We start from the raw sequence: 20981 nt of genomic DNA on the forward strand, positions 1-20981 counted from the left end.
TGCCACCATCAAGGGTTCAGGGCAAGTCAGAGCAGCACCACATCGTATTGTTCCTGGGAATACATGGACTCCACCTGGAAGCGGATGGTTCGCCCGATAAAGGCTTCGAGTTCGGCGACATTCCCCGACTCTTCGTCCAGCAGGCGGTCCACGACCTTTTGATTGGCCAGCACTCTATACCCTTCGGCCTGGTACGCCCGCGCCTCGCGAAGGATTTCCCTGAATATCTCGTAGCAGACTGTTTCAGGGGTCTTCAGCTTGCCGCGTCCCTGGCAGCAGATGCACGGCTCGCAGAGCACCTGCTCGAGGCTTTCGCGGGTGCGCTTGCGGGTCATCTGCACCAGGCCCAGTTCGGTCAGGCCGATGATGTTGGTCTTGGCGTGATCGCGCTCAAGCTGCTTTTCCAGGGTACGCAGGACCTGGCGCTGATGCTCTTCGTCTTCCATGTCGATGAAGTCGATGATGATGATCCCGCCGATATTGCGCAGGCGCAGTTGCCGGGCAATGGCGGTGGCCGCTTCGAGGTTGGTCTTGAAGATGGTCTCTTCGAGGTTGCGATGGCCAACGAACGCGCCGGTGTTCACGTCGATGGTGGTCATGGCCTCGGCCGGGTCCACCACCAGGTAGCCGCCGGACTTGAGCGGCACCTTGCGCTCCAGCGCGCGCTGGATTTCATCCTCGACGCCATAGAGGTCGAAGATCGGTCGCTCGCCCGGATAGTGCTCCAGGCGATCGGCGATCTCCGGCATCAGTTCGGCGACGAACTGCGTGGTTTTCTGGAAGGTTTCCCGGGAATCGATACGGATCTTCTCGATCTTCGGATTGACCAGGTCGCGCAGGGTGCGCAGGGCCAGGCCGAGGTCCTCGTAGATTTCCGTGGGGGCGCCGACGGTCTTGATCTGGGTACCGATCTGGTCCCAGAGACGGCGCAGGTAGCGGATATCCATGAGGATCTCTTCAGCCCCTGCACCTTCCGCCGCGGTGCGCAGGATGAAGCCACCGGAATCCTGGATGTTCTCCTGGGCCACGCAATCGCTGACCACCTGCTTGAGACGCTCGCGCTCGGCTTCATCCTCGATCTTCAGGGAAATGCCGACATGCTTGGTGCGCGGCATGTACACCAGGTAGCGCGAGGGAATCGACAACTGGGTGGTCAGGCGTGCGCCCTTGGAACCGATCGGGTCCTTGGTCACCTGCACCACCAGGCTCTGGCCCTCGTGAACCAGGGCACTGATGCTCTCCACCGTGGTGCCTTCGCGCAGGGAGATTTCAGAAGCATGGATGAAGGCGGCACGATCCAGGCCGATATCGACGAACGCCGCCTGCATGCCCGGCAGCACCCGCACCACCTTGCCCTTGTAGATATTGCCGACGATACCCCGGCGCTGCGTCCGTTCGACATGGACTTCCTGAAGGACGCCGTTTTCCACCACCGCCACGCGGGATTCCATCGGGGTGATGTTGATCAGAATCTCTTCACTCATGGCAGGCTCTCGTCAAAGGGGCTTCAGGTAATCATGGATCGCCCGTCAGTGGCTGGCGAGCGATAAAGCTTGCGGTACTTCCTCACTCTGCGTCCGGCACACCCTGCCAGCAAGGAATGCCGAAGCGCGCCAGCAACTCGGCAGTTTCCGCAAGCGGCAGGCCGACCACAGCCGAATAGCTGCCCTGCAGGCCCTGCACGAAGACGGCACCAAGGCCCTGGATGGCGTAGGCGCCGGCCTTGTCCTGCGGCTCACCGCTGGCCCAGTAGGCGCGGGCCTGGCTTTCGCTGATGGGATTGAAGGAAACGTGGCTGCTGATGCACAGGCTTTCCGTGCGCTGGCCATCGGTAACGGCGACTGCGGTCAGCACCTCGTGCTCGCGCCCGGACAATGCAGCCAGCATGGCCAGGGCGTCATCGCGGTCAACCGGCTTGCCGAGAATACGGCCATCGAGCACCACCGCCGTGTCGGCCCCCAGCACGGCCAGTGGCTCGCTCACCCCGCTGGCAGCCAGCAAGGCCAGGCCGGCGGCGGCCTTGCCGCGGGCCAGACGCTCGACATAGGCGCCAGCCGGCTCGCCGGCCAGCGCTGTTTCGTCGATGGAGGCGCTGACGATAGTGAAGGGAACGCCAATCTGGGTCAGCAGTTCACGGCGGCGCGGCGAACCGGAGGCCAGGTACAGCGGGGTCATCTTGACTACTCCCTGTCAGCGTCGAGAAACGGTGGTTCAGTAGATGCTCAAGCGGCTGCGCAGACCGCGCAGACCGAAGCTGATCCATGGCCAGAGCAAGGCACTGGTGACCGCCGGCCAGACCAGCGCCAGGGTCGGCTGGCGATTGCCGGTCAGCGCACTGAGCCACAACTGGACCAGTTGCGCGACGCCGAACACCACCAGGATGGTCAGGCTCTGCTGCCACATCGGGAACATGCGCAGGCGTTGCTGCAGGCTCAGCACGAGGAAGGTGATCAGGGTCAGGACCAGGGCGTTCTGTCCGAGCAACGTGCCGTAGAGCACGTCCTCGCACAGGCCGAGGGCGAAGGCCGTGGTCATGCCGATCTTGTGCGGCAGGTTCAAGGTCCAGAAGGCCAGCAGCAGGGCCAGCCACAGGGGACGGAAAATATCCATGAACGGCGGCATCGGCCATACGCTGAGCAGCAGGCCGATCAGGAAGGTCAGCCAGACCACCCAACCGTTCTTGCCGTGGGTACTGACCATCAGTGTCTCTCCCGGGAAGGTGTGCTGGCCGTGCCTGGCGCAACGGGGGCGGCAGCCGCAGCGGGCGTGGCCGCTGGAGCCGGTGAAGTGGCCGGGGTGGCCGGAGCGGCCGGGGTGATAGCGGGCGTCGCCGGAGCTGGCGCCGGGTGTGCCGGATCGGCAGACGGCGCCGGTGGGCCAGCGTGCTCCGCTTCCTGTGCCTTGACTGCATCATTGGCGCGCTCTTCCGGCGTGCGGCCATCGGAGAACACCAGCAGCAGATAGCGGCTGCGGTTGAGCGCGGCCGTCGGCACGGCACGGACGATGGCGAACGGCTGGCCGGAGTCGTGGATCACTTCCTTGACCGTGGCCACTGGATAGCCTGCCGGGAAGCGCTGCCCAAGGCCGGAGCTGACCAGCAGGTCGCCTTCCTTGATATCGGCGGTGTCGGCGACATGGCGCAGCTCCAGGCGTTCCGGGTTGCCGGTACCGCTGGCGATGGCGCGCAGGCCGTTGCGGTTGACCTGCACCGGGATGCTGTGGGTGGTATCGGTGAGCAGCAGCACCCGCGAGGTGTACGGCATCAGCTCGACCACCTGGCCCATCAGGCCACGGGCATCCAGCACCGGCTGGCCGAGGACCACGCCGTCATGCTCGCCCTTGTTGATCAGGATGCGATGGGTGAAGGGGTTCGGATCCATGCCGATCAGCTCGGCAACCTCGACCTTCTCGTTGACCAGCGCCGAGGAGTTGAGCAACTCGCGCAGACGCACGTTCTGCTCGGTCAACGCCGCCAGCTTCTGCAGGCGGCCTTGCAGGAGCAGGGCTTCGGTCTTGAGTTTCTCGTTTTCCGCGATCAGCTCGGTACGGCTGCCAAACTGGCTGGCCACACCTTGCCACAGCCGCACCGGCAGGTCGGTGATGGCATAGGACTGCATCAGCACCAGGGACATCTGGCTGCGCACGGGTTTGAGTATGGTGAAACGGGCATCGACCACCATCAGGGCGATCGACAGCACCACCAGAACGAGCAGGCGCACGCCCAGCGACGGGCCTTTGGCAAAAAGCGGTTTAATGGGCCGCTCCTCGTGGACGACGGTTCAGCAGGTCATTCATAAGGCAACGCACCGGCCTGGCTTGCGGATGGGTGGAATCGGCGCCCGGACGGACGCCGACCCGGTTTCGGGCAGCACTGCGCAGGCTAGCCGAAATCCGGGCGACAGGAAGGCAATCCGGCGAATCACTCGCTGGAGAGCAGGTCCATGGTGTGCTTGTCCATCATTTCCAGGGCGCGACCGCCGCCACGGGCGACACAGGTCAGCGGATCCTCGGCGACGATCACCGGCAGGCCGGTTTCCTGGGCCAGCAGCTTGTCTAGGTCGCGCAGCAGGGCGCCACCACCGGTCAGCACCAGGCCACGCTCGGCGATGTCCGAAGCCAGCTCGGGAGGCGATTGCTCCAGGGCGCTCTTGACCGCCTGGACGATGGTCGCCAGGGATTCCTGCAGGGCTTCCAGGACTTCGTTGGAATTCAGGGTGAAGGCACGTGGCACGCCTTCGGCCAGGTTACGGCCGCGGACGTCGACTTCGCGCACTTCGCCGCCCGGGTAGGCGGTACCGATTTCCTGCTTGATGCGCTCGGCGGTGGATTCGCCGATCAGGCTGCCGTAGTTGCGGCGCACGTAGGTGACGATGGCTTCGTCGAAGCGGTCGCCGCCGACGCGGACGGATTCGGCATAGACCACGCCGTTCAGGGAGATCAGGGCGATTTCGGTGGTACCACCACCGATATCGACGACCATCGAACCGCGGGCTTCTTCGACCGGCAGGCCGGCACCGATGGCAGCGGCCATCGGTTCTTCGATCAGGAACACTTCACGGGCACCGGCGCCCAGGGCCGATTCACGGATGGCACGGCGCTCGACCTGGGTCGACTTGCACGGCACGCAGATCAGCACGCGCGGGCTCGGCTGCAGGAAGCTGTTCTCGTGAACCTTGTTGATGAAGTACTGGAGCATCTTTTCGCAGACGCTGAAGTCGGCGATCACGCCGTCCTTCATCGGACGAATGGCAGCAATGTTGCCCGGGGTACGCCCGAGCATGCGCTTGGCTTCGGTACCGACCGCGACGACACTTTTCTGGTTGCCGTGGGTACGAATGGCCACGACGGAGGGCTCATTCAGGACGATACCGCGCTCACGCACGTAGATAAGGGTGTTGGCAGTGCCCAGGTCGATGGAAAGATCGCTGGAAAACATGCCACGCAGTTTCTTGAACATGGGAAAGGGACCCTGGCAACGCGTGGGTAAAAAAGTGCGGCAAACTCTAACAATGGCGGGGATTTTGGGCAAGGCGCCAATATGTTAAATTGGCGGTTTTTCCGAGCAGGCCAGCACACGATCGGGCCTTATGACCGCGTGTCTGCCGGCATGTTCCTCATCCCGGACAATTCCGTTTTTTCCCAGGAGATCCCCATGGCGCTTGAACGCAGCGACGTGGAAAAGATCGCCCATCTGGCCCGTCTGGGCCTGGACGAGGCCGATCTGCCACGCACCACCGACGCACTCAACAGCATTCTGGGCCTGGTCGACCAGATGCAGGCGGTCGACACCACCGGCATCGAACCTCTGGCCCACCCTCTGGAAGCCAGTCAGCGCCTGCGCGCCGACGTTGTAACAGAAAGCAACCAACGCGACCGCTACCAGGCCATCGCCCCGGCGACGGACAGCGGCCTGTACCTGGTTCCGAAAGTCATCGAGTAAGGGAATAGCGCCAGCATGCATCAACTTACCCTGGCCGAGATCGCCCGTGGCCTCGCCGACAAATCGTTTTCCGCCGAAGAGCTGACCCGCGCGCTGCTGCAGCGCATCCACCAGCTCGATCCGCAACTCAACAGCTTCATCAGCGTCACCGACGAGCTGGCCATCAGCCAGGCCAAGGCCGCCGATGCCCGTCGCGCTGCCGGCGAGAATGGCGCCCTGCTCGGCGCGCCGATCGCCCACAAGGACCTGTTCTGCACCCAGGGCGTACGCACCAGCTGCGGCTCGAAGATGCTCGACTCGTTCACCGCGCCCTATGACGCCACCGTGGTCGCCAAACTGGCCGAAGCCGGCGCCGTGACCCTGGGCAAGACCAACATGGACGAGTTCGCCATGGGTTCGGCCAACGAATCCAGCCACTACGGCGCGGTGAAGAACCCATGGAACCTGGAACACGTGCCAGGCGGTTCGTCCGGCGGTTCCGCCGCGGCCGTTGCCGCGCGCCTGCTGCCGGCCGCCACCGGCACCGACACCGGCGGCTCGATCCGCCAGCCTGCCGCCCTGACCAGCCTGACCGGCCTGAAACCGACCTACGGCCGGGTTTCGCGCTGGGGCATGATCGCCTACGCCTCCAGCCTCGACCAGGGCGGCCCGATGGCCCGTACCGCCGAGGACTGCGCCCTGCTCCTGCAAGGCATGGCCGGCTTCGATCCGAAGGACTCCACCAGCATCGACGAGCCGGTGCCCGACTACAGCACCAGCCTCAACGGCTCGCTGCAGGGCCTGCGCATCGGCCTGCCGAAGGAATACTTCGGCGCCGGTCTCGACCCGCGCATCGCCGACCTGGTCCAGGCCAGCGTCAAGGAGCTGGAAAAGCTCGGCGCGGTGATCAAGGAAATCAGCCTGCCGAACATGCAGCACGCGATCCCCGCGTACTACGTGATCGCCCCGGCCGAGGCTTCCTCCAACCTGTCGCGTTTCGACGGCGTGCGCTTCGGCTACCGCTGCGAAAACCCGAAGGACCTCACCGACCTGTACAAGCGCTCCCGCGGCGAAGGCTTCGGCAGTGAAGTGCAGCGGCGCATCATGGTCGGCACCTATGCCCTGTCGGCCGGCTACTACGACGCCTACTACCTGAAGGCGCAGAAGATCCGCCGCCTGATCAAGAACGACTTCATGGCCGCCTTCGAAGGCGTCGACGTGATCCTCGGCCCGACCACGCCGAACCTGGCCTGGAAGATCGGCGCCAAGAACGCCGACCCGGTCGCCGCCTACCTGGAAGACGTCTACACCATCACCGCCAACCTGGCCGGCCTGCCGGGCCTGTCGATGCCGGCTGGTTTCGTTGACGGCCTGCCGGTGGGCGTACAGCTGCTGGCCCCGTATTTCCAGGAAGGCCGCCTGCTCAACGTCGCGCACCAGTATCAGCAAGTGACTGACTGGCACACCCGCGCACCTAACGGTTTCTGAGGAGCAGACACATGCAATGGGAAGTTGTCATCGGGCTGGAGATTCATACCCAGCTCGCCACCCAGTCGAAGATTTTCTCCGGCAGCGCCACCACCTTCGGTTCCGAGCCGAACACCCAGGCCAGCCTGATCGACCTGGGCATGCCTGGCGTTCTGCCGGTGCTGAACCAGGAAGCGGTGCGCATGGCCTGCATGTTCGGCCTGGCGATCGACGCCGAGATCGGCCAGCACAACGTGTTCGCGCGCAAGAACTACTTCTACCCGGACCTGCCCAAGGGCTACCAGATCAGCCAGATGGAGCTGCCGATCGTCGGCAAGGGCCACCTGGACATCGCCCTTGAGGACGGCACCGTCAAGCGCATCGGCATCACCCGCGCGCACCTGGAAGAAGACGCCGGCAAGAGCCTGCACGAAGACTTCGCCGGTTCCAGCGGCATCGACCTGAACCGTGCCGGCACGCCGCTGCTGGAAATCGTTTCCGAACCGGAAATGCGCAGCGCCAAGGAAGCCGTGGCCTACGTCAAGGCGATCCACGCCCTGGTGCGCTACCTCGGCATCTGCGACGGCAACATGGCCGAAGGCTCGCTGCGTTGCGACTGCAACGTATCGATCCGGCCAAAAGGCCAGGCCGAGTTCGGCACCCGCTGCGAGATCAAGAACGTCAACTCGTTCCGCTTCATCGAGCGCGCGATCAACAGCGAAGTGCAGCGCCAGATCGAGCTGATCGAGGACGGCGGCAAGGTCATCCAGGAAACCCGCCTGTACGACCCGAACAAGGACGAGACCCGCTCCATGCGCAGCAAGGAGGAAGCCAACGACTACCGTTACTTCCCCGATCCGGACCTGCTGCCGGTGGTGATCGAGTCGGCGTACCTCGACGACCTGCGCGCCACCCTGCCGGAACTGCCGCCACAGAAGGTCGAGCGTTTCCAGAGCCAGTACGGCCTGTCAGCCTACGACGCCAACGTGCTGGCCTCCAGCCGCGAACAGGCGGAGTACTTCGAGAAGGTCGCGGCCATCGGCGGCGACGCCAAGCTGGCAGCCAACTGGGTCATGGTCGAACTGGGCAGCCTGCTGAACAAGCTGGGCGTCGAGATCGACCAGGCGCCAGTCACCGCCGAGCAACTGGGCGGCATGCTGCTGCGCATTCGCGACAACACCATCAGCGGCAAGATCGCCAAGACCGTGTTCGAGGCGATGGCCAATGGCGAGGGTGATGCCGACCAGATCATCAAGGACAAAGACCTGATCGTTGAGTCCGACAGCGGTGTCATCGAGAAGATTCTGGATGAGGTCCTCGCGGCCAATGCCGAGCAGCTTGAGCAATACCGGGCGGCGGACGAAGCCAAGCGGGGCAAGATGTTCGGCTTCTTCGTTGGCCAGGCTATGCGAGCCTCGAAGGGCAAGGCTGACCCGCAACAGGTGAACCAACTGCTCAAGAGCAAGCTCGAAGGGTAATTCCTTGAAGCGGGGCTGTCTTACGGGCCCCATCGCTGGCAAGCCAGCTCCCACAGGGTTCGCGGTGTATTCGGTCCCTGTGGGAGCTGGCTTGCCAGCGATTAGCCACCCCACGGAGCATCAGACATAAATGTGGCGTCCCCTAAGCGCCCTCGCGCTGTTCACCCTCCTCGCCGGCTGCGCCAGCCATTCCATCGACCCACGCGGCTACGATGAAACCGGCACCGCCTCTTTCTATGGCTCCCGCCACCACGGCAAACGCACCGCCAGCGGCGAACCCTTCGACCAGCACGGCCTGACCGCCGCCCATCGCACCCTGCCCTTCGGCACCCGGGTGCAGGTCACCAACCTGAAGAACGACCGCACCGTAGTGGTCCGCATCAACGACCGCGGCCCCCATACCCGTGGCCGCCTGATCGATCTTTCCAAAGCCGCCGCCCAGCAACTGGACATGATCCGTAGCGGAACGGCGCGAGTCCGGGTACAAAGCCTGAGCGACTGATCCTGTTTTCTGGAGCACGACCATTTTCGACCTGGCCGCTTTACCCACCTTCAGCCTGCTGCAACTGGCCAGCGGCCTGATCCTGCTGATTCTCGGCGCCGAACTGCTGGTGCGTGCCGCGCTGCGCATCGCTGCCAGCCTGCATGTGCGCCCGCTGATCATCGGCCTGAGCCTGGTGGCCTTCGGCAGCAGCGCGCCGCAACTGACCGTCAGCCTGCAGGCCGCCTACACCGGCGCCCCGGATGTAGCGGTGGGCAGCGTGATCGGCAGCAATATCTTCAATGTCCTGGTCATCCTCGGCCTCGCTGCCCTGATCATTCCCCTGCGAGTTTCGCGGCAACTGGTGCGCCTGGACATTCCGCTGATGATCGGCGCCAGCCTGCTGGTGTACCTGCTGGCGCTGAACGAAGTGATCGGGCGCTGGGAAGGCGCCCTGCTGCTGGCCGGGCTGGTGGCCTACCTGGCCATGCTCTGGCACCAGTCACGCCACCATGCGCGCACCTACCCGCCACCCAACCCGCGTGTCGACCGGGGTGTCGGCTTCTGGTTCGGCAGCGTGCTGCTGATGCTACTCGGCCTCGGCCTGCTCAGCCTGGCCGGGCACCTGCTGCTGGAGGCCGCCGTGGAGGTGGCCACCGACCTGGGCCTGTCGGAGCGGGTGATCGGCCTGACCGTGGTCGCCGTATGCACCTCACTGCCGGAACTGGCCACCTCGCTGATCGCCGCCATCCGCGGTGAACGGGAGATCGCCGTGGGCAACGTGATCGGCAGCAACCTGTTCAACCTGCTGGCGGTCCTTGGACTGACTGCCGTAGTGGCTCCGGCCCCGCTGTCCATTTCCCCCAACGCCCTGGATTTCGATTTGCCGGTGATGCTCGGCGTCGCCGTGCTGACCCTGCCGGTGTTCTATTCCGGCTACCGGGTCACCCGCGCCGAGGGCCTGGTGTTTCTTTGCCTGTATCTGGCCTACGGCCTGCACGTGGTGGCCTTCACCACCGGCATGCCGCTGGCCAACCGTTTGGAACAGCTGATGCTGTTCTATGTCTTGCCGGTGCTGGGGTTGTTGCTGACGTACACGACCCTGCGCGCCTGGCGCCGCCAACACTAAGGAAAACAACATGGGTGAGACGAAGAAAACCGGCGAACAGGTTCGCCGTCAGGTCATGGGCGATGTGTTCGTCGATCGCGCATTGGGCAATGCCACCGAGTTCACCGCGCCGCTGCAGGAATTCGTCAACGAGCATGCCTGGGGCAGCGTGTGGAGCCGCGAAGGCCTGCCGCTGAAGACCCGCAGCCTGATCACCCTGGCCGCCCTGACCGCGCTGAAATGCCCGCAGGAACTCAAGGGCCACGTGCGTGGAGCCCTGAATAATGGCTGTACGGTGGAAGAGATTCGCGAAGCCCTGCTGCATTGCGCAGTCTATGCGGGCGTGCCGGCGGCAATCGATGCGTTCCGCGCGGCCCAGGAAGTGATCGACGCCTGGCAACAGCAAGGCTGATCGACCACTCCCCGAACAGGGGTCGTCAGGCGTGACGACCCTTGGTCAGCCGGTAGACCACATAAAGCACGAACAGCCAGACCGGAATCAGCGCGACCGAGATACGCGTGTCCTCGCTAATCGCCATTACCACCAGGATGAAGGCAAGGAAGGCCAGGCACAGGTAGTTGGTCAGCGGATAGCCGAGGCTCTTGTAGAAGGTCTCATGCCCCTGCGCAGCCTTGGCCTGGCGGAACTTGAGGTGAGTGATGCTGATGATCCCCCAGTTGATCACCAGCGATGCGACCACCAGCGCCATCAGCAAGCCAAAGGCCTCACGCGGCATCAGGTAGTTGATGACCACGCACAACCCGGTGGCCAGCGCGGAAATGCCCAACGCCACCAGCGGCACGCCCTTGGCATTGACCTTGAGCAGCGACTTCGGCGCATCGCCCTGGGTAGCCAGGCCGAACAGCATGCGGCTGTTGCAGTACACGCAGCTGTTGTAGACCGACAGCGCAGCAGTCAGGACCACCAGGTTGAGCACGGTGGCCACGACGTTGGCGTCCAGATCGTGGAAGATCATCACGAACGGGCTGCTGCCATCGACGACCTTCTGCCACGGATACAGCGCCAGCAGCACAGCCAGGGCGCCCACGTAGAACAGCAGGATGCGGTAGATCACCTGGTTGGTCGCGCGCGGGATGCTGTGGCGCGGGTTATCGGCTTCTGCCGCAGTGATGCCCACCAGTTCCAGGCCGCCGAAGGAGAACATGATCACCGCCATGGCCAGCATCAGCCCGGTGACGCCTTTGGGGAAGAAGCCGCCGTGCTGCCACAGGTTGGCAACGCTGGCATCCGGGCCACCGTTGCCGCTGAACAGCAGGTAGCCACCGAAGCCGATCATGCCGAGGATGGCCGCCACCTTGATCAGGGCGAACCAGAACTCCATCTCGCCGAAAACCTTCACCTGGCTGACGTTCATCAGGTTGATGATGACGAAGAAGATCGCGGCCGTGGCCCAGGTCGGGAAGCCCGGCCACCAGTACTGGATGTACAGGCCAACGGCGGTCAGTTCGGCCATGCCCACCAGCACGTACAGCACCCAGTAGTTCCAGCCCGACATAAAGCCGGCGAACGGACCCCAGTAGCTGTGGGCGAAGTGGCTGAAGGTCCCGGAAACCGGCTCTTCAACGACCATCTCGCCGAGCTGGCGCATGATGAAGAAGGCGATCAGGCCGGCGATGGCGTAGCCCAGCAGCACCGAGGGACCGGCCATCTGGATGGTCTGGGCGATGCCGAGGAACAGCCCGGTGCCGATTGCGCCACCGAGGGCAATCAGCTGGATATGGCGATTTTTCAGGCCGCGATGCAAACGCTCGGGCGTGATCTGGTCTTGCATGAAGTGTCCTCAGAAGTAAGAGGCAGTGTTGATGTTGTTGTAAGGTCGCACAGGATCTAGATCCATCCGCCCCACTGCAATAGGAAAATTCCGATGTTGGTTGTCACAGCGGCGGCAAGCGTGGTGATGACGATGATCGACGCCGCCAGCTCATGGTTGCCATTCGACGAACGGGCCATCACATAACTGGCCGCAGCGGTGGGGCTGCCAATGTAGAGGAACAGGATCCCCAGTTCCGCCCCGCGAAAGCCGCATAGCCAGCCGCCGAAAGTGAATATCAACGGCAGCCAGACCATCTTCACCAGACTGGCACTCACCGCCATCCGCCCACTGGCACGCAACGACGCCAGCGACAGGGTGCCGCCGATGCAGATCAGCGCCAGCGGCAGGGTCATCTGCGCAATGTAGTCGGCGGAGGTCAGCATCCAGTTGGGCAGCGCCACCTTGGCGTAGGCCAGTGGTGTCGCCAGCAGCACGCTGATGATCAACGGGTTGCGCAGGATGCTCTTGAAGATGCTCCACGGATCCGACTTCAGACTCGGGCTGTACACCGCCAGCACCACCACCGACAGCGAGTTGTAGAGCAGGATCACCAACCCGGCGAGGATCGCGCCAAGGGAAATACCGTAGTCGCCGTACATGCTGGCCGCCAGTGCCAGACCGATCACCCCGTTGTTGCCGCGAAACGCGCCCTGGGTGTAGATGCCGCGATCTTCCTTGGGGCAGCGCCAGATGGCAATCAGCCAGGCCAAGGCGAAACTGCCGAAGGTGGCGGCGATGAAGTACAGCAACAGGCTTGGTTTGACCGCAGCGTCGAGGTCGGCGTGGTAGATACCGAGGAACAGCAGCGCCGGCATGCACACGTTGAACACCAGTGACGAGGCGACCTGGATGAAGTTGTCGTTGATCGCATCGATGCGACGCAAGAACACACCCATGAACAGCATCGCGAAGACCGGGGCGGTGATGTTCAGGGTCTGGATGAATAAGGCGAGCATGCGGGGGAGTGTTCCGTGGCCTGTCGTTAGGCGGCTAATGATACGCCAGTGCAAGGCTCAGGGATGGGGGTTTGTCGATGAAATAGAGGAATTTCGGCGATCTTCAGGGCCTCATCGCTGGCAAGCCAGCTCCCACAGGGTCTTGTGGGAGCTGGCTTGCCAGCGATGAGGCCCTGAAGGGCAATGAAGAATTCAGCGCCGGACCGGGCGCTTCTGCAACTTGCGCTGCAAGGTCCGCCGGTGCATGCCCAGGGCCCGCGCGGTGGCGGAGATATTGCCCTCGTGCTCGGTCAGCACGCGCTGGATGTGTTCCCATTGCAGGCGATCCACCGACATCGGGTTTTCCGGCACCAGGGTGTCCAGATCGGCATGCTCCGAGGCCAGCGCTGCCAGCACATCATCGGCATCCGCCGGCTTGCACAGGTAGTTGCAGGCGCCGCGCTTGATGGCTTCCACTGCGGTGGCGATGCTGGAGTAGCCGGTGAGGATCACCACCTTCATTTCCGGGTCCAGTTCCAGCAGCTTGGGCAGCAGCACCAGGCCGGAGTCGCCTTCCATCTTCAGGTCCAGCGCGGCGTAGTCCGGTACGTCCTGCTGGGCCAGGATCAGGCCCTCTTCCGCCGAACTCGCGGTGCTGACCCGAAAACCCCGGCGGACCATGGCCCGGGCCATCACCCGGGTAAAGGTCGAGTCGTCGTCGACCAGCAGCAGGTGCGGCAGGTCTTCACCTTCAACCTGGATTTCATCACTCATCACACGTCTCCTCGCGCGTCACGGGGCAAGCGCAGCTCGGTCAGCGTGCCGCCCTCTTCGTGACTATAGAGTTTTACCGAGCCGCCAGCACGGGTGACGCTGGCCTTGCTCAGGAACAGGCCAAGGCCGAAGCCCTTGCCCTTGGTGGTAAAGAACGGCTTGCCGATCTGTTCGGCAATGGCCACCGGCACGCCGGGGCCGTGGTCGCGGATGCTGATGACAATGTCGGAAGCATCCCAGTCGAGCCGCACTTCCAGCCCCTCGGGGCAGGCATCGGCGGCATTGTTGAGCAGATTGAGCAGCGCCTGGGTCAGGTCCGGTGGTGGCGCCAGATGCGGCACCAGCCCTTGGCCGAGACGCTGGAAGCGGTAGCTCGCCTCGGGGCGCATCAGGTGCCAGCGGTTCAGCGACTCGTCCATCCAGAAGGTCACCGGCTGCTCCTCCACCGCCATGCGCCGGTTGGCCTCGGCGGCACGGACCAGTTGCTGCAAGGTGTGCTTGCACTGCTTGACCTGCTCCTGCAGCACCGCCAGGTCTTCCTGCAGCAGGGGGTCGGTGTGGTCCTGGCGCATTTCGTTGATCAGCACGCTCATGGTCGCCAGCGGCGTGCCCAGCTCGTGGGCGGCGCCGGCGGCCTGGGTGGCCACGGCCAGCAGTTGCTCGTCACGCAGGCTTTCCTCGCGGCGCCGGGCCTGGAACTGCTCCTGCCGGCGCAATTCCTCGGCCATCTTCGCGGCGAAGAAGGTGATCACCGCCGCCGCCAGGGCGAAGCTCAGCCACATGCCGTATATCTGCATCTTGTCGCGGGCCATGGGCAGCGCTTCGAGCGGATAGAACTGCACCAGCAGCAGGGTGTAGGCGACCAGGGCAATACCGGACAGGATCAGCGAATAGACCCATGGCAAGGTCACCGCCGCGATCGCCAGGGGCACCAGATAATAGGAAACGAAGGGGTTGGTCGAACCGCCGGAGAAATACAGCAGGGCACTGTGGATCAGCAGATCGCAGGCCAATTGCACCGCGTATTCGAGCTCGGTGACCGGCAGCGAGGCACGCAGGCGCAGGGCGGTGACCAGGCACAGCACCATGGAGAAGCCGAGGGTGACGCTCAGCGCCAGCCAGGGCAACGGCAGCAGCTCGGTCCAGTAGGCGACCGCGACCGAACCGGCCTGGGCGGCCAGTACCAGGGTGCGGATAAAGGTAAGGCGCCAGAGGTTCTGGCGAGTAGCAGACAACATTTGCATTTTGACCGGGGCGAGCATGAGCTCTCCTGATGAGTGCTCCAGATAAACCGTCGCGAAGTATACCCAAGCGAGGTCCTTGACTGCAGCGATGCGGCAACTCGCCACACGGCGAGCAGGTTAAATGATAGCCATTTGGAACCTTGGTGCTATTTTCAAGGTCTGATGCGGTCTGCGTGGCACACAGGATCGTACTGGCCACGCCCATTTTCCAAGGAGTCGCACATGAATACCCCAAGCCGTAGCGCCAAAGCCCTGCTGGCCGCCAGCCTGCTGGTCAGCCTTCCTGTTCTGGCGGACGAGCCGCGTTACAACCAGGTGTCCCTGCGCGCCGAAGCGAGCAAGGAGGTCGCCCGCGACCTGATGGTCGTGACCCTGTACAGCGAAGCGCAGAACACCGACCCGGCCAAGCTGGCCAACGAAATCACCACCACCCTGAACAAGGCGCTGGAACAGGCGCGCCAGGTCAAGGATGTGAAGATCAGCCAGGGCAGCCGCAACGCCTACCCGATCTACGACGACAAGGGCCAGAAGATCACCGGCTGGCGCGAACGTGCCGAGCTGCGCCTGGAAAGCGCCGACTTCCCGGCCCTGTCCAAGCTCACCGGCGAGCTGCTGCAACAACTGAAGATGGGCGGCATGGACTTCGCCATCGCCCCGGCCACCCGCAAGGCCAGTGAAGATGCGCTGATCAAGGACGCGGTGGACGCATTCAAGGCGCGCGCGCAGATCGCCACCGAAGCGCTGGGCGGCAAGGGCTACAAGGTGGTCAGCCTGAACCTGAACAGCAGCGGCTACCCGCAGCCCTACATGCGTGCGCCGATGATGATGAAGGCCAGCATGGACGCCGAGGCAGCGCCTTCGCCGCAGGTCGAGGCGGGCACTACCCAGGTCAGCGTCAATGCTGATGGCACCATTGAAGTGCAGATGCCCTGATCGACCTTCCGGGCCTCATCGCCGGCAAGCCGGCTCCCACAGGGTGCTGAGCCAGCCATAGGATCGGTGCTGGACGCGCTCCTTGTGGGAGCTGGCTTGCCAGCGATGGGGCCTTCAAAGTTTCAAGATATTTCGTGTAAAGTCTTACGCGCAAACGTTCAACTCGCACAAAATTGCACGAATGCGACATTCCTGTACGCTCGTCCCGCTTTTCTTCCCGCCAGCTATCCTCAATCGTTGCATCAGGTACAGCACCTGCATAAGTATCCGCGAGTCGGCTCACAAGGCCGCCCTCAGATCAAAAATGACAACAATGAGGCCACCATGCTGAAAACCGCAGTCATTCCCTTTCTCGTCGGCGCAGGTCTGCTCGCCGCTACCCCGGCCGCCCAGGCCGCTTCCAATCTGGTCTATTGCTCCGAAGGCAGTCCCGCCGGCTTCGATCCCGGCCAGTACACCACCGGCACCGACTTCGACGCGTCGTCTGAGACCGTCTTCAACCGCCTGGCCCAGTTCGAGCGCGGCGGCACCAAGGTCATCCCCGGTCTGGCCACCAGGTGGGACGTCTCCGACGATGCCCTGACCTACACCTTCCACCTGCGCGAAGGGGTCAAGTTCCACACCACCGACTACTTCAAGCCGACCCGCGATTTCAACGCCGACGACGTGCTGTTTACCTTCAACCGCATGCTCGACAAGGACATGCCGTTCCGCAAGGCGTACCCCACCGAGTTCCCGTACTTCACCGACATGGGCATGGACGCCAACATCAAGCAGGTGGACAAGGTCGACGAGCACACCGTCAAGTTCACCCTCAACGCCGTCGATGCCGCCTTCATCCAGAACATCGCCATGAGCTTCGCCTCGATCCAGTCCGCCGAATACGCCGCGCAACTGCTCAAGCAGGGCAAGGCCGCGGACATCAACCAGAAGCCGATCGGCACCGGCCCGTTCGTGTTCAGCAAGTACCAGAAGGACGCGCAGATCCGCTTCAAGGGCAACAAGGACTACTGGTCGCCGGACGAGGTGAAGATCGACAACCTGATCTTTGCCATCACCACCGATGCCTCGGTGCGCATGCAGAAGCTGAAGAAGAACGAGTGCCAGGTCACCCTCTTCCCGCGTCCGGCCGATCTCGAATCGCTGAAAGCCGACCCGAACCTGCAGATGCCGTCCCAGGCCGGTTTCAACCTCGGCTACATCGCCTACAACGTGATGGACAAGATCAAGGGCAGCAACGAGCCCAACCCCATGGCCCAGCTCAAGGTGCGCCAGGCGCTGGACATGGCGGTGAACAAGCAGCAGATCATCGACTCGGTGTACCAGGGCGCCGGCCAGCTGGCGGTCAACGCGATGCCGCCGACCCAGTGGTCCTATGACGAGACCATCAAGGGCACCGAGTACAACGTCGAGAAGGCCAAGGCCCTGCTCAAGGAAGCCGGGGTCAAGGAAGGCACCGAGATCACCCTGTGGGCCATGCCGGTGCAGCGCCCGTACAACCCCAACGCCAAGCTGATGGCGGAGATGATCCAGTCCGACTGGGCCAAGATCGGCATCAAGGCGCGCATCGTCAGCTACGAATGGGGCGAGTACATCAAGCGCGCCAAGGACGGCGAGAACGGCGCCATGCTGATCGGCTGGAGCGGCGACAACGGTGACCCGGACAACTGGCTCGGCACCCTGTACGGCTGCGACGCAGTCAATGGCAACAACTTCTCCCACTGGTGCGACAACGACTACGACAAGCTGGTCAAGGACGCCAAGCGCATCCCCGACCAGGCCAAGCGCACCGAGCTATACAAGCAGGCCCAGCACATCCTCAAGGACCAGGTGCCGATCACCCCGATCGCCCACTCCACGGTCTACCAACCCATGCGCAAGAGCGTCGAGGACTTCAAGATCAGTCCCTTCGCCCTCAATGACTTCTACGGCGTCAGCGTGAAGCCATAAGGCCCGGCTGTGGGCGCATTCACGGATGCGCCCGCAGCCAATCTGTGCAAAACAACGCACAGGTTGATGGCACTTCGGTTATCTACAGAAATTTCCTCGTTTCACTCGGAAACCTCCCACCCCAATTTGCACCTTGTGTACCTCGTCGGACGCCTTTTACCCACTTACCTTGGGAACGGTGCCGTGATGCGTGAGCGAGGATTCGCCACGCGCCATGGATTTCTTCAATAACGACGACAAGACAGGGAATTCCCATGCGTAAGACGTCTCTCTTCGCCGCCTTGCTCGGAGCCGGTCTGCTGGCCCATGCGCCTTTCGGCCTGGCCAAGGGCAACCTGGTGTTCTGTTCGGAGGGCAGCCCTTCCGGCTTCGACACCGCGCAATACCAGAGCGGCACCGACAACGATGTGTCCGAACCGCTGTACAACCGCCTGGTGGAGTTCCAGCGCGGAGCCACGGTGGTGGAGCCTTCCCTGGCCACCGACTGGAGCATCTCCGAGGACGGCCTGGTGTACACCTTCAACCTGCGTCCGGGGGTGAAGTTCCACAGCAACGCCGGCTTCAGCCCGACCCGCGAATTCGACGCCGACGACGTGCTCTTCACCTTCAACCGCATGCTCGACCCGACCCACCCCTTCCGCATGGCCTATGGCACGGTGTTCCCGTACTTCAGCGCCATGGGCATGGACAAGACCATCGCCAAGGTGGAGAAGACCGGCCCGATGACCGTCACCTTCACCCTCAACCATCCCGACGCGACGCTGCTGCAAAACCTCGCCATGAGCTTCGCCTCGGTGCTCTCCGCCGAATACGCCGAACACCTGCTGGCCCGCGGCACGCCGTCGGACATCACCCACAAGCCCATCGGCACCGGCCCCTTCGTCTTCAGCCGCTACCAGAAGGACACCCAGATCCGCTATCGCGGCAACACCGAGTACTGGGCTCCCGAGCAGGTCAAGCTGGACAACCTGATCTACTCGATCAACGTCGACCCGTCCGTGCGCGTGCAAAAGCTGCGCAAGGGCGAATGCCACGTGAGCATCCATCCTCGCCCCGCCGACCTTGACGCCCTGCGCGAAGACCAGAACATCAACCTGATCGAGAAGCCCGCCTACAACCTCGGCTATATCGCCTACAACACCCGGCACAAGCCGTTCGACCAACTGGAAGTGCGCCAGGCCCTGGACATGGCGGTGAACAAGGAAGCGATCATCAAGGCGGTGTTCCAGGGCGCCGGCCAGGTGGCGGTGAACACCATGCCGCCGACCCAGTGGTCCTACGACGAGAGCATCGCCGACACCCCGCGCGACCTGGAAAAGGCCAGGCAGATGCTGCGCGACGCCGGGGTCAGGGAAGGCACCGAGATCACCCTCTGGGCCATGCCCGTGCAGCGCCCGTACAACCCCGATGCGCGCCTGATGGCGCAGATGCTCCAGGACGACTGGGGCAAGCTCGGGCTGAAGGTGAACATCGTCAGCTACGAATGGGGCGAATACCTCAAGCGCGCCAAGAATGGCGAGCACGACACCCTGCTGATCGGCTGGACCGGTGACAACGGCGACCCGGACAACTGGCTCGGCACCCTGTACGGCTGCGATGCCATCGGCAGCCACAACCATTCCATGTGGTGCGACCCGGAATACGACGCCTTGATGAAAAAGGCCAAGGGCACCAATGACCGCGAGCAGCGCAGCGAGCTGTATCGCCAGGCCCAGCACTACATCAAGCAGAACGTGCCGATCACCCCCATCGCCCACTCCACCGTCAGCCAGCCGGTCAGCACACGGGTGCAGGACTACCTGGTCAGCCCATTCGGCAAGACGACATTCCGCGACGTCGGCATCGACTGACCGGTGCAACCCGGATCACCGCTACCCGCAGCGATCCGCCGCACTGACCGCCGGGTCCACGAGGCCCGCCGGTTCAATGACAAGAACAAGAAAGGAAGCATTGCCTTGAAACGAATCACCACCGTAATCGCCCTGTCCCTTGGTGGACTGTCCGGCCTGGCCCAGGCCACCACCACCAGCCAGGACTACCTGCCGCTGAGCCTCAAGGAAACCAGCGCCCAGGCCGAATCCAACGGCTTTATCGAAGACCAGAGCCTGTCCGGCTGGACCCGCAACTGGTACGCCCGCGAGCGGGCGACCAAGGGCCCGCAGTTCCGCTACTACAAGAGCGACGGCACGCGCCGCGACACCCACAGCCGCGACAACTGGGTCCAGGGCACCATCCTCGACTACAGCTCCGGCTTCACCCAGGGCACGGTCGGCTTCGCCACCCAGGTCGCCGGCTATCACGCCCTCGCTCTCGAACGCGGCCGCGCCACCGTGGCCGGGCCGAACAACCGCACCCTGACCCATAGCGACGGCGATGTCATCGGCCAGTGGAGCAAGCTCGGCCTGGCCAACCTGCAGGCACGCATCTCCAACACCACCCTGGTCGCCGGCCGCCAGTCGATCAACACCCCGGTGTTCGCCTACATCGGCAACCGCGCACTGCCGTCGAGCTTCGACGGGGTCGCGCTGCACAGCGCCGAGTTCGACAACCTGTCCTTCGACCTCGGCACCTTCGAGCGGGTCTCGACCCGTACCGAGCAAGGCAAGAGCAAGTTCACCACCGAGTACTCGGCCACCGGTGCCGAGGCCGACCGCGTCAGCCTGGCCGGCCTCAACTACCAGCCACTGCGCAGCCTGACCACCAGCCTGTACTTCGGCCATGTCGAGGACATCTGGAACCAGTACTACTTCGGCGCCTCCCACGACCTGGGCGACAAGGGCAGCCTGGCCCTGACCACCGGCCTGAACTACTACGGCACCCGCGACACCGGCTCGGCAAAACTGGGGCCGATCGACAACGACACCTTCAGCCTGTCCTTCACCCTGGCGCACCAGGCCCACAGCCTGACCCTGGCCTACCAGAAGGTGAGCGGCGACGAGTACTTCGACTATGTGCACGACACCAACGCGATCTTCCTCGCCAACTCGCTGTTCTCCGACTACAACGGCCCCAACGAGCAGTCGCTGCAGATCGGCTATGCCCTCGACATGGCCGGCTTCGGCGTACCGGGCCTGCGCCTGAACGTCTACACCGCCCGCGGCTGGGGTATCGACGGCACCCACTACAAGGGCAACGGCTACGATGTACGCAACCTCGATGGCGAACATCACCGGGAATGGTCCCTGGGTGCGAGCTACGTGGTGCAGAGCGGACCGCTACAGGCCACCAGCATCCGCGCCTACTACACCGCGCACCGCGCCAGCCGGGAGCAGATCGATGGCAACCTCGATGAATTCCGCATCGTGACCACCGTGCCCTTCAACATTCTCTGAGCAGGTCCCGGGCGCCTGGCGTGAT

The 20981-nt window shown here is 63.6% G+C and carries 19 protein-coding genes; 10 read left to right on the top strand and 9 right to left on the bottom strand.

Going from position 1 to position 20981, the window contains the following annotated elements; genetic code table 11:
• Nucleotides 1-26: 26 nt before the first annotated feature.
• From rng to mreB, 5 genes are all read right to left on the bottom strand, one after another.
• Entirely contained in the window at nucleotides 27-1484 is a 1458-nt protein-coding gene (gene rng / locus ACODSK_RS06360; protein ID WP_489014695.1) for a ribonuclease G, read from the bottom strand.
• Between the two features lie 82 nt (nucleotides 1485-1566).
• Complete coding sequence (locus tag ACODSK_RS06365; protein ID WP_489014696.1) at nucleotides 1567-2175, bottom strand: Maf family protein; 609 nt, start codon at nucleotides 2173-2175, stop codon at nucleotides 1567-1569.
• 36 nt (nucleotides 2176-2211) lie between these two features.
• A complete protein-coding gene (gene mreD / locus ACODSK_RS06370; RefSeq protein WP_489014698.1) occupies nucleotides 2212-2700 on the bottom strand; it encodes a rod shape-determining protein MreD in 489 nt (162 codons plus the stop codon).
• Nucleotides 2700-3725, bottom strand: coding sequence for a rod shape-determining protein MreC (mreC, locus tag ACODSK_RS06375; protein ID WP_489014895.1), 1026 nt, complete (start codon nucleotides 3723-3725; stop codon nucleotides 2700-2702). The genes mreD and mreC overlap by 1 nt, the downstream gene beginning before the upstream one ends.
• A 194-nt stretch (nucleotides 3726-3919) precedes the next feature.
• A complete protein-coding gene (gene mreB / locus ACODSK_RS06380) occupies nucleotides 3920-4957 on the bottom strand; it encodes a rod shape-determining protein MreB (protein WP_008371426.1) in 1038 nt (345 codons plus the stop codon).
• Between the two features lie 195 nt (nucleotides 4958-5152).
• Here mreB and gatC point away from each other — a divergent pair, with 195 nt between their 5' ends.
• The 6 genes from gatC (at nucleotide 5153) to ACODSK_RS06410 (ending at nucleotide 10365) form a co-directional block, all read left to right on the top strand.
• Nucleotides 5153-5440 carry an Asp-tRNA(Asn)/Glu-tRNA(Gln) amidotransferase subunit GatC gene (gene gatC, locus ACODSK_RS06385; RefSeq protein WP_489014699.1) on the top strand — a complete coding sequence of 96 codons (288 nt, stop codon included), beginning with the start codon at nucleotides 5153-5155 and terminating at the stop codon, nucleotides 5438-5440.
• Between the two features lie 15 nt (nucleotides 5441-5455).
• The gene (gene gatA / locus ACODSK_RS06390) at nucleotides 5456-6907 is read left to right on the top strand and encodes an Asp-tRNA(Asn)/Glu-tRNA(Gln) amidotransferase subunit GatA (protein WP_489014701.1); all 1452 of its coding nucleotides are present in this window, start codon (nucleotides 5456-5458) and stop codon (nucleotides 6905-6907) included.
• Between the two features lie 11 nt (nucleotides 6908-6918).
• Entirely contained in the window at nucleotides 6919-8364 is a 1446-nt protein-coding gene (gatB, locus tag ACODSK_RS06395) for an Asp-tRNA(Asn)/Glu-tRNA(Gln) amidotransferase subunit GatB (protein ID WP_489014702.1), read from the top strand.
• Nucleotides 8365-8494: 130 nt separating this feature from the next.
• Complete coding sequence (locus tag ACODSK_RS06400; protein WP_489014703.1) at nucleotides 8495-8866, top strand: septal ring lytic transglycosylase RlpA family protein; 372 nt, start codon at nucleotides 8495-8497, stop codon at nucleotides 8864-8866.
• A gap of 82 nt (nucleotides 8867-8948) precedes the next feature.
• Complete coding sequence (locus ACODSK_RS06405) at nucleotides 8949-9974, top strand: calcium/sodium antiporter (RefSeq protein ID WP_489014896.1); 1026 nt, start codon at nucleotides 8949-8951, stop codon at nucleotides 9972-9974.
• A 10-nt stretch (nucleotides 9975-9984) separates the two neighbouring features.
• Entirely contained in the window at nucleotides 9985-10365 is a 381-nt protein-coding gene (locus tag ACODSK_RS06410) for a carboxymuconolactone decarboxylase family protein (protein WP_489014704.1), read from the top strand.
• Nucleotides 10366-10390: 25 nt separating this feature from the next.
• Here the strand turns inward: ACODSK_RS06410 and ACODSK_RS06415 are convergent, their stop codons facing one another.
• From ACODSK_RS06415 to ACODSK_RS06430, 4 genes are all read right to left on the bottom strand, one after another.
• Nucleotides 10391-11746: an amino acid permease gene (locus tag ACODSK_RS06415; protein ID WP_489014705.1), complete on the bottom strand. Its 1356-nt coding sequence runs from the start codon at nucleotides 11744-11746 to the stop codon at nucleotides 10391-10393.
• Between the two features lie 56 nt (nucleotides 11747-11802).
• On the bottom strand, nucleotides 11803-12744 hold the full coding sequence (locus ACODSK_RS06420) for an AEC family transporter (RefSeq protein WP_489014706.1): 942 nt from the start codon (nucleotides 12742-12744) through the stop codon (nucleotides 11803-11805).
• Nucleotides 12745-12936: 192 nt separating this feature from the next.
• Entirely contained in the window at nucleotides 12937-13497 is a 561-nt protein-coding gene (locus tag ACODSK_RS06425) for a response regulator transcription factor (RefSeq protein ID WP_489014708.1), read from the bottom strand.
• Nucleotides 13497-14759, bottom strand: coding sequence for an ATP-binding protein (locus ACODSK_RS06430; protein ID WP_489014709.1), 1263 nt, complete (start codon nucleotides 14757-14759; stop codon nucleotides 13497-13499). The genes ACODSK_RS06425 and ACODSK_RS06430 overlap by 1 nt, the downstream gene beginning before the upstream one ends.
• Before the next feature lie 204 nt (nucleotides 14760-14963).
• Between ACODSK_RS06430 and ACODSK_RS06435 the strand changes: the two genes are divergently transcribed.
• From ACODSK_RS06435 to ACODSK_RS06450, 4 genes are all read left to right on the top strand, one after another.
• Entirely contained in the window at nucleotides 14964-15674 is a 711-nt protein-coding gene (locus ACODSK_RS06435) for an SIMPL domain-containing protein (RefSeq protein WP_489014711.1), read from the top strand.
• Between the two features lie 324 nt (nucleotides 15675-15998).
• Nucleotides 15999-17624, top strand: a complete 1626-nt coding sequence (locus tag ACODSK_RS06440; RefSeq protein ID WP_489014712.1) for an ABC transporter substrate-binding protein — start codon at nucleotides 15999-16001, stop codon at nucleotides 17622-17624.
• Between the two features lie 254 nt (nucleotides 17625-17878).
• Entirely contained in the window at nucleotides 17879-19474 is a 1596-nt protein-coding gene (locus ACODSK_RS06445; RefSeq protein WP_489014713.1) for an ABC transporter substrate-binding protein, read from the top strand.
• Between the two features lie 105 nt (nucleotides 19475-19579).
• Nucleotides 19580-20956 carry an OprD family porin gene (locus ACODSK_RS06450; RefSeq protein WP_489014714.1) on the top strand — a complete coding sequence of 459 codons (1377 nt, stop codon included), beginning with the start codon at nucleotides 19580-19582 and terminating at the stop codon, nucleotides 20954-20956.
• Nucleotides 20957-20981: the final 25 nt, after the last annotated feature.

The sequence above is a fragment of the Pseudomonas sp. FG98 genome, assembly GCF_057808595.1.

Excerpts from the sequence above, each read along its gene's own strand:
- ACODSK_RS06400 (WP_489014703.1), top strand. The coding sequence starts at position 8,495 with ATGTGGCGTCCCCTAAGCGCCCTCGCGCTGTTCACCCTCCTCGCCGGC.
- mreB (WP_008371426.1), bottom strand. The coding sequence starts at position 4,957 with ATGTTCAAGAAACTGCGTGGCATGTTTTCCAGCGATCTTTCCATCGAC.
- ACODSK_RS06440 (WP_489014712.1), top strand. The coding sequence starts at position 15,999 with ATGCTGAAAACCGCAGTCATTCCCTTTCTCGTCGGCGCAGGTCTGCTC.
- gatB (WP_489014702.1), top strand. The coding sequence starts at position 6,919 with ATGCAATGGGAAGTTGTCATCGGGCTGGAGATTCATACCCAGCTCGCC.
- ACODSK_RS06365 (WP_489014696.1), bottom strand. The coding sequence starts at position 2,175 with ATGACCCCGCTGTACCTGGCCTCCGGTTCGCCGCGCCGCCGTGAACTG.
- gatC (WP_489014699.1), top strand. The coding sequence starts at position 5,153 with ATGGCGCTTGAACGCAGCGACGTGGAAAAGATCGCCCATCTGGCCCGT.
- ACODSK_RS06410 (WP_489014704.1), top strand. The coding sequence starts at position 9,985 with ATGGGTGAGACGAAGAAAACCGGCGAACAGGTTCGCCGTCAGGTCATG.
- rng (WP_489014695.1), bottom strand. The coding sequence starts at position 1,484 with ATGAGTGAAGAGATTCTGATCAACATCACCCCGATGGAATCCCGCGTG.
- ACODSK_RS06445 (WP_489014713.1), top strand. The coding sequence starts at position 17,879 with ATGCGTAAGACGTCTCTCTTCGCCGCCTTGCTCGGAGCCGGTCTGCTG.
- mreD (WP_489014698.1), bottom strand. The coding sequence starts at position 2,700 with ATGGTCAGTACCCACGGCAAGAACGGTTGGGTGGTCTGGCTGACCTTC.
- ACODSK_RS06425 (WP_489014708.1), bottom strand. The coding sequence starts at position 13,497 with ATGAGTGATGAAATCCAGGTTGAAGGTGAAGACCTGCCGCACCTGCTG.
- ACODSK_RS06415 (WP_489014705.1), bottom strand. The coding sequence starts at position 11,746 with ATGCAAGACCAGATCACGCCCGAGCGTTTGCATCGCGGCCTGAAAAAT.
- ACODSK_RS06435 (WP_489014711.1), top strand. The coding sequence starts at position 14,964 with ATGAATACCCCAAGCCGTAGCGCCAAAGCCCTGCTGGCCGCCAGCCTG.
- gatA (WP_489014701.1), top strand. The coding sequence starts at position 5,456 with ATGCATCAACTTACCCTGGCCGAGATCGCCCGTGGCCTCGCCGACAAA.
- ACODSK_RS06430 (WP_489014709.1), bottom strand. The coding sequence starts at position 14,759 with ATGCTCGCCCCGGTCAAAATGCAAATGTTGTCTGCTACTCGCCAGAAC.
- ACODSK_RS06420 (WP_489014706.1), bottom strand. The coding sequence starts at position 12,744 with ATGCTCGCCTTATTCATCCAGACCCTGAACATCACCGCCCCGGTCTTC.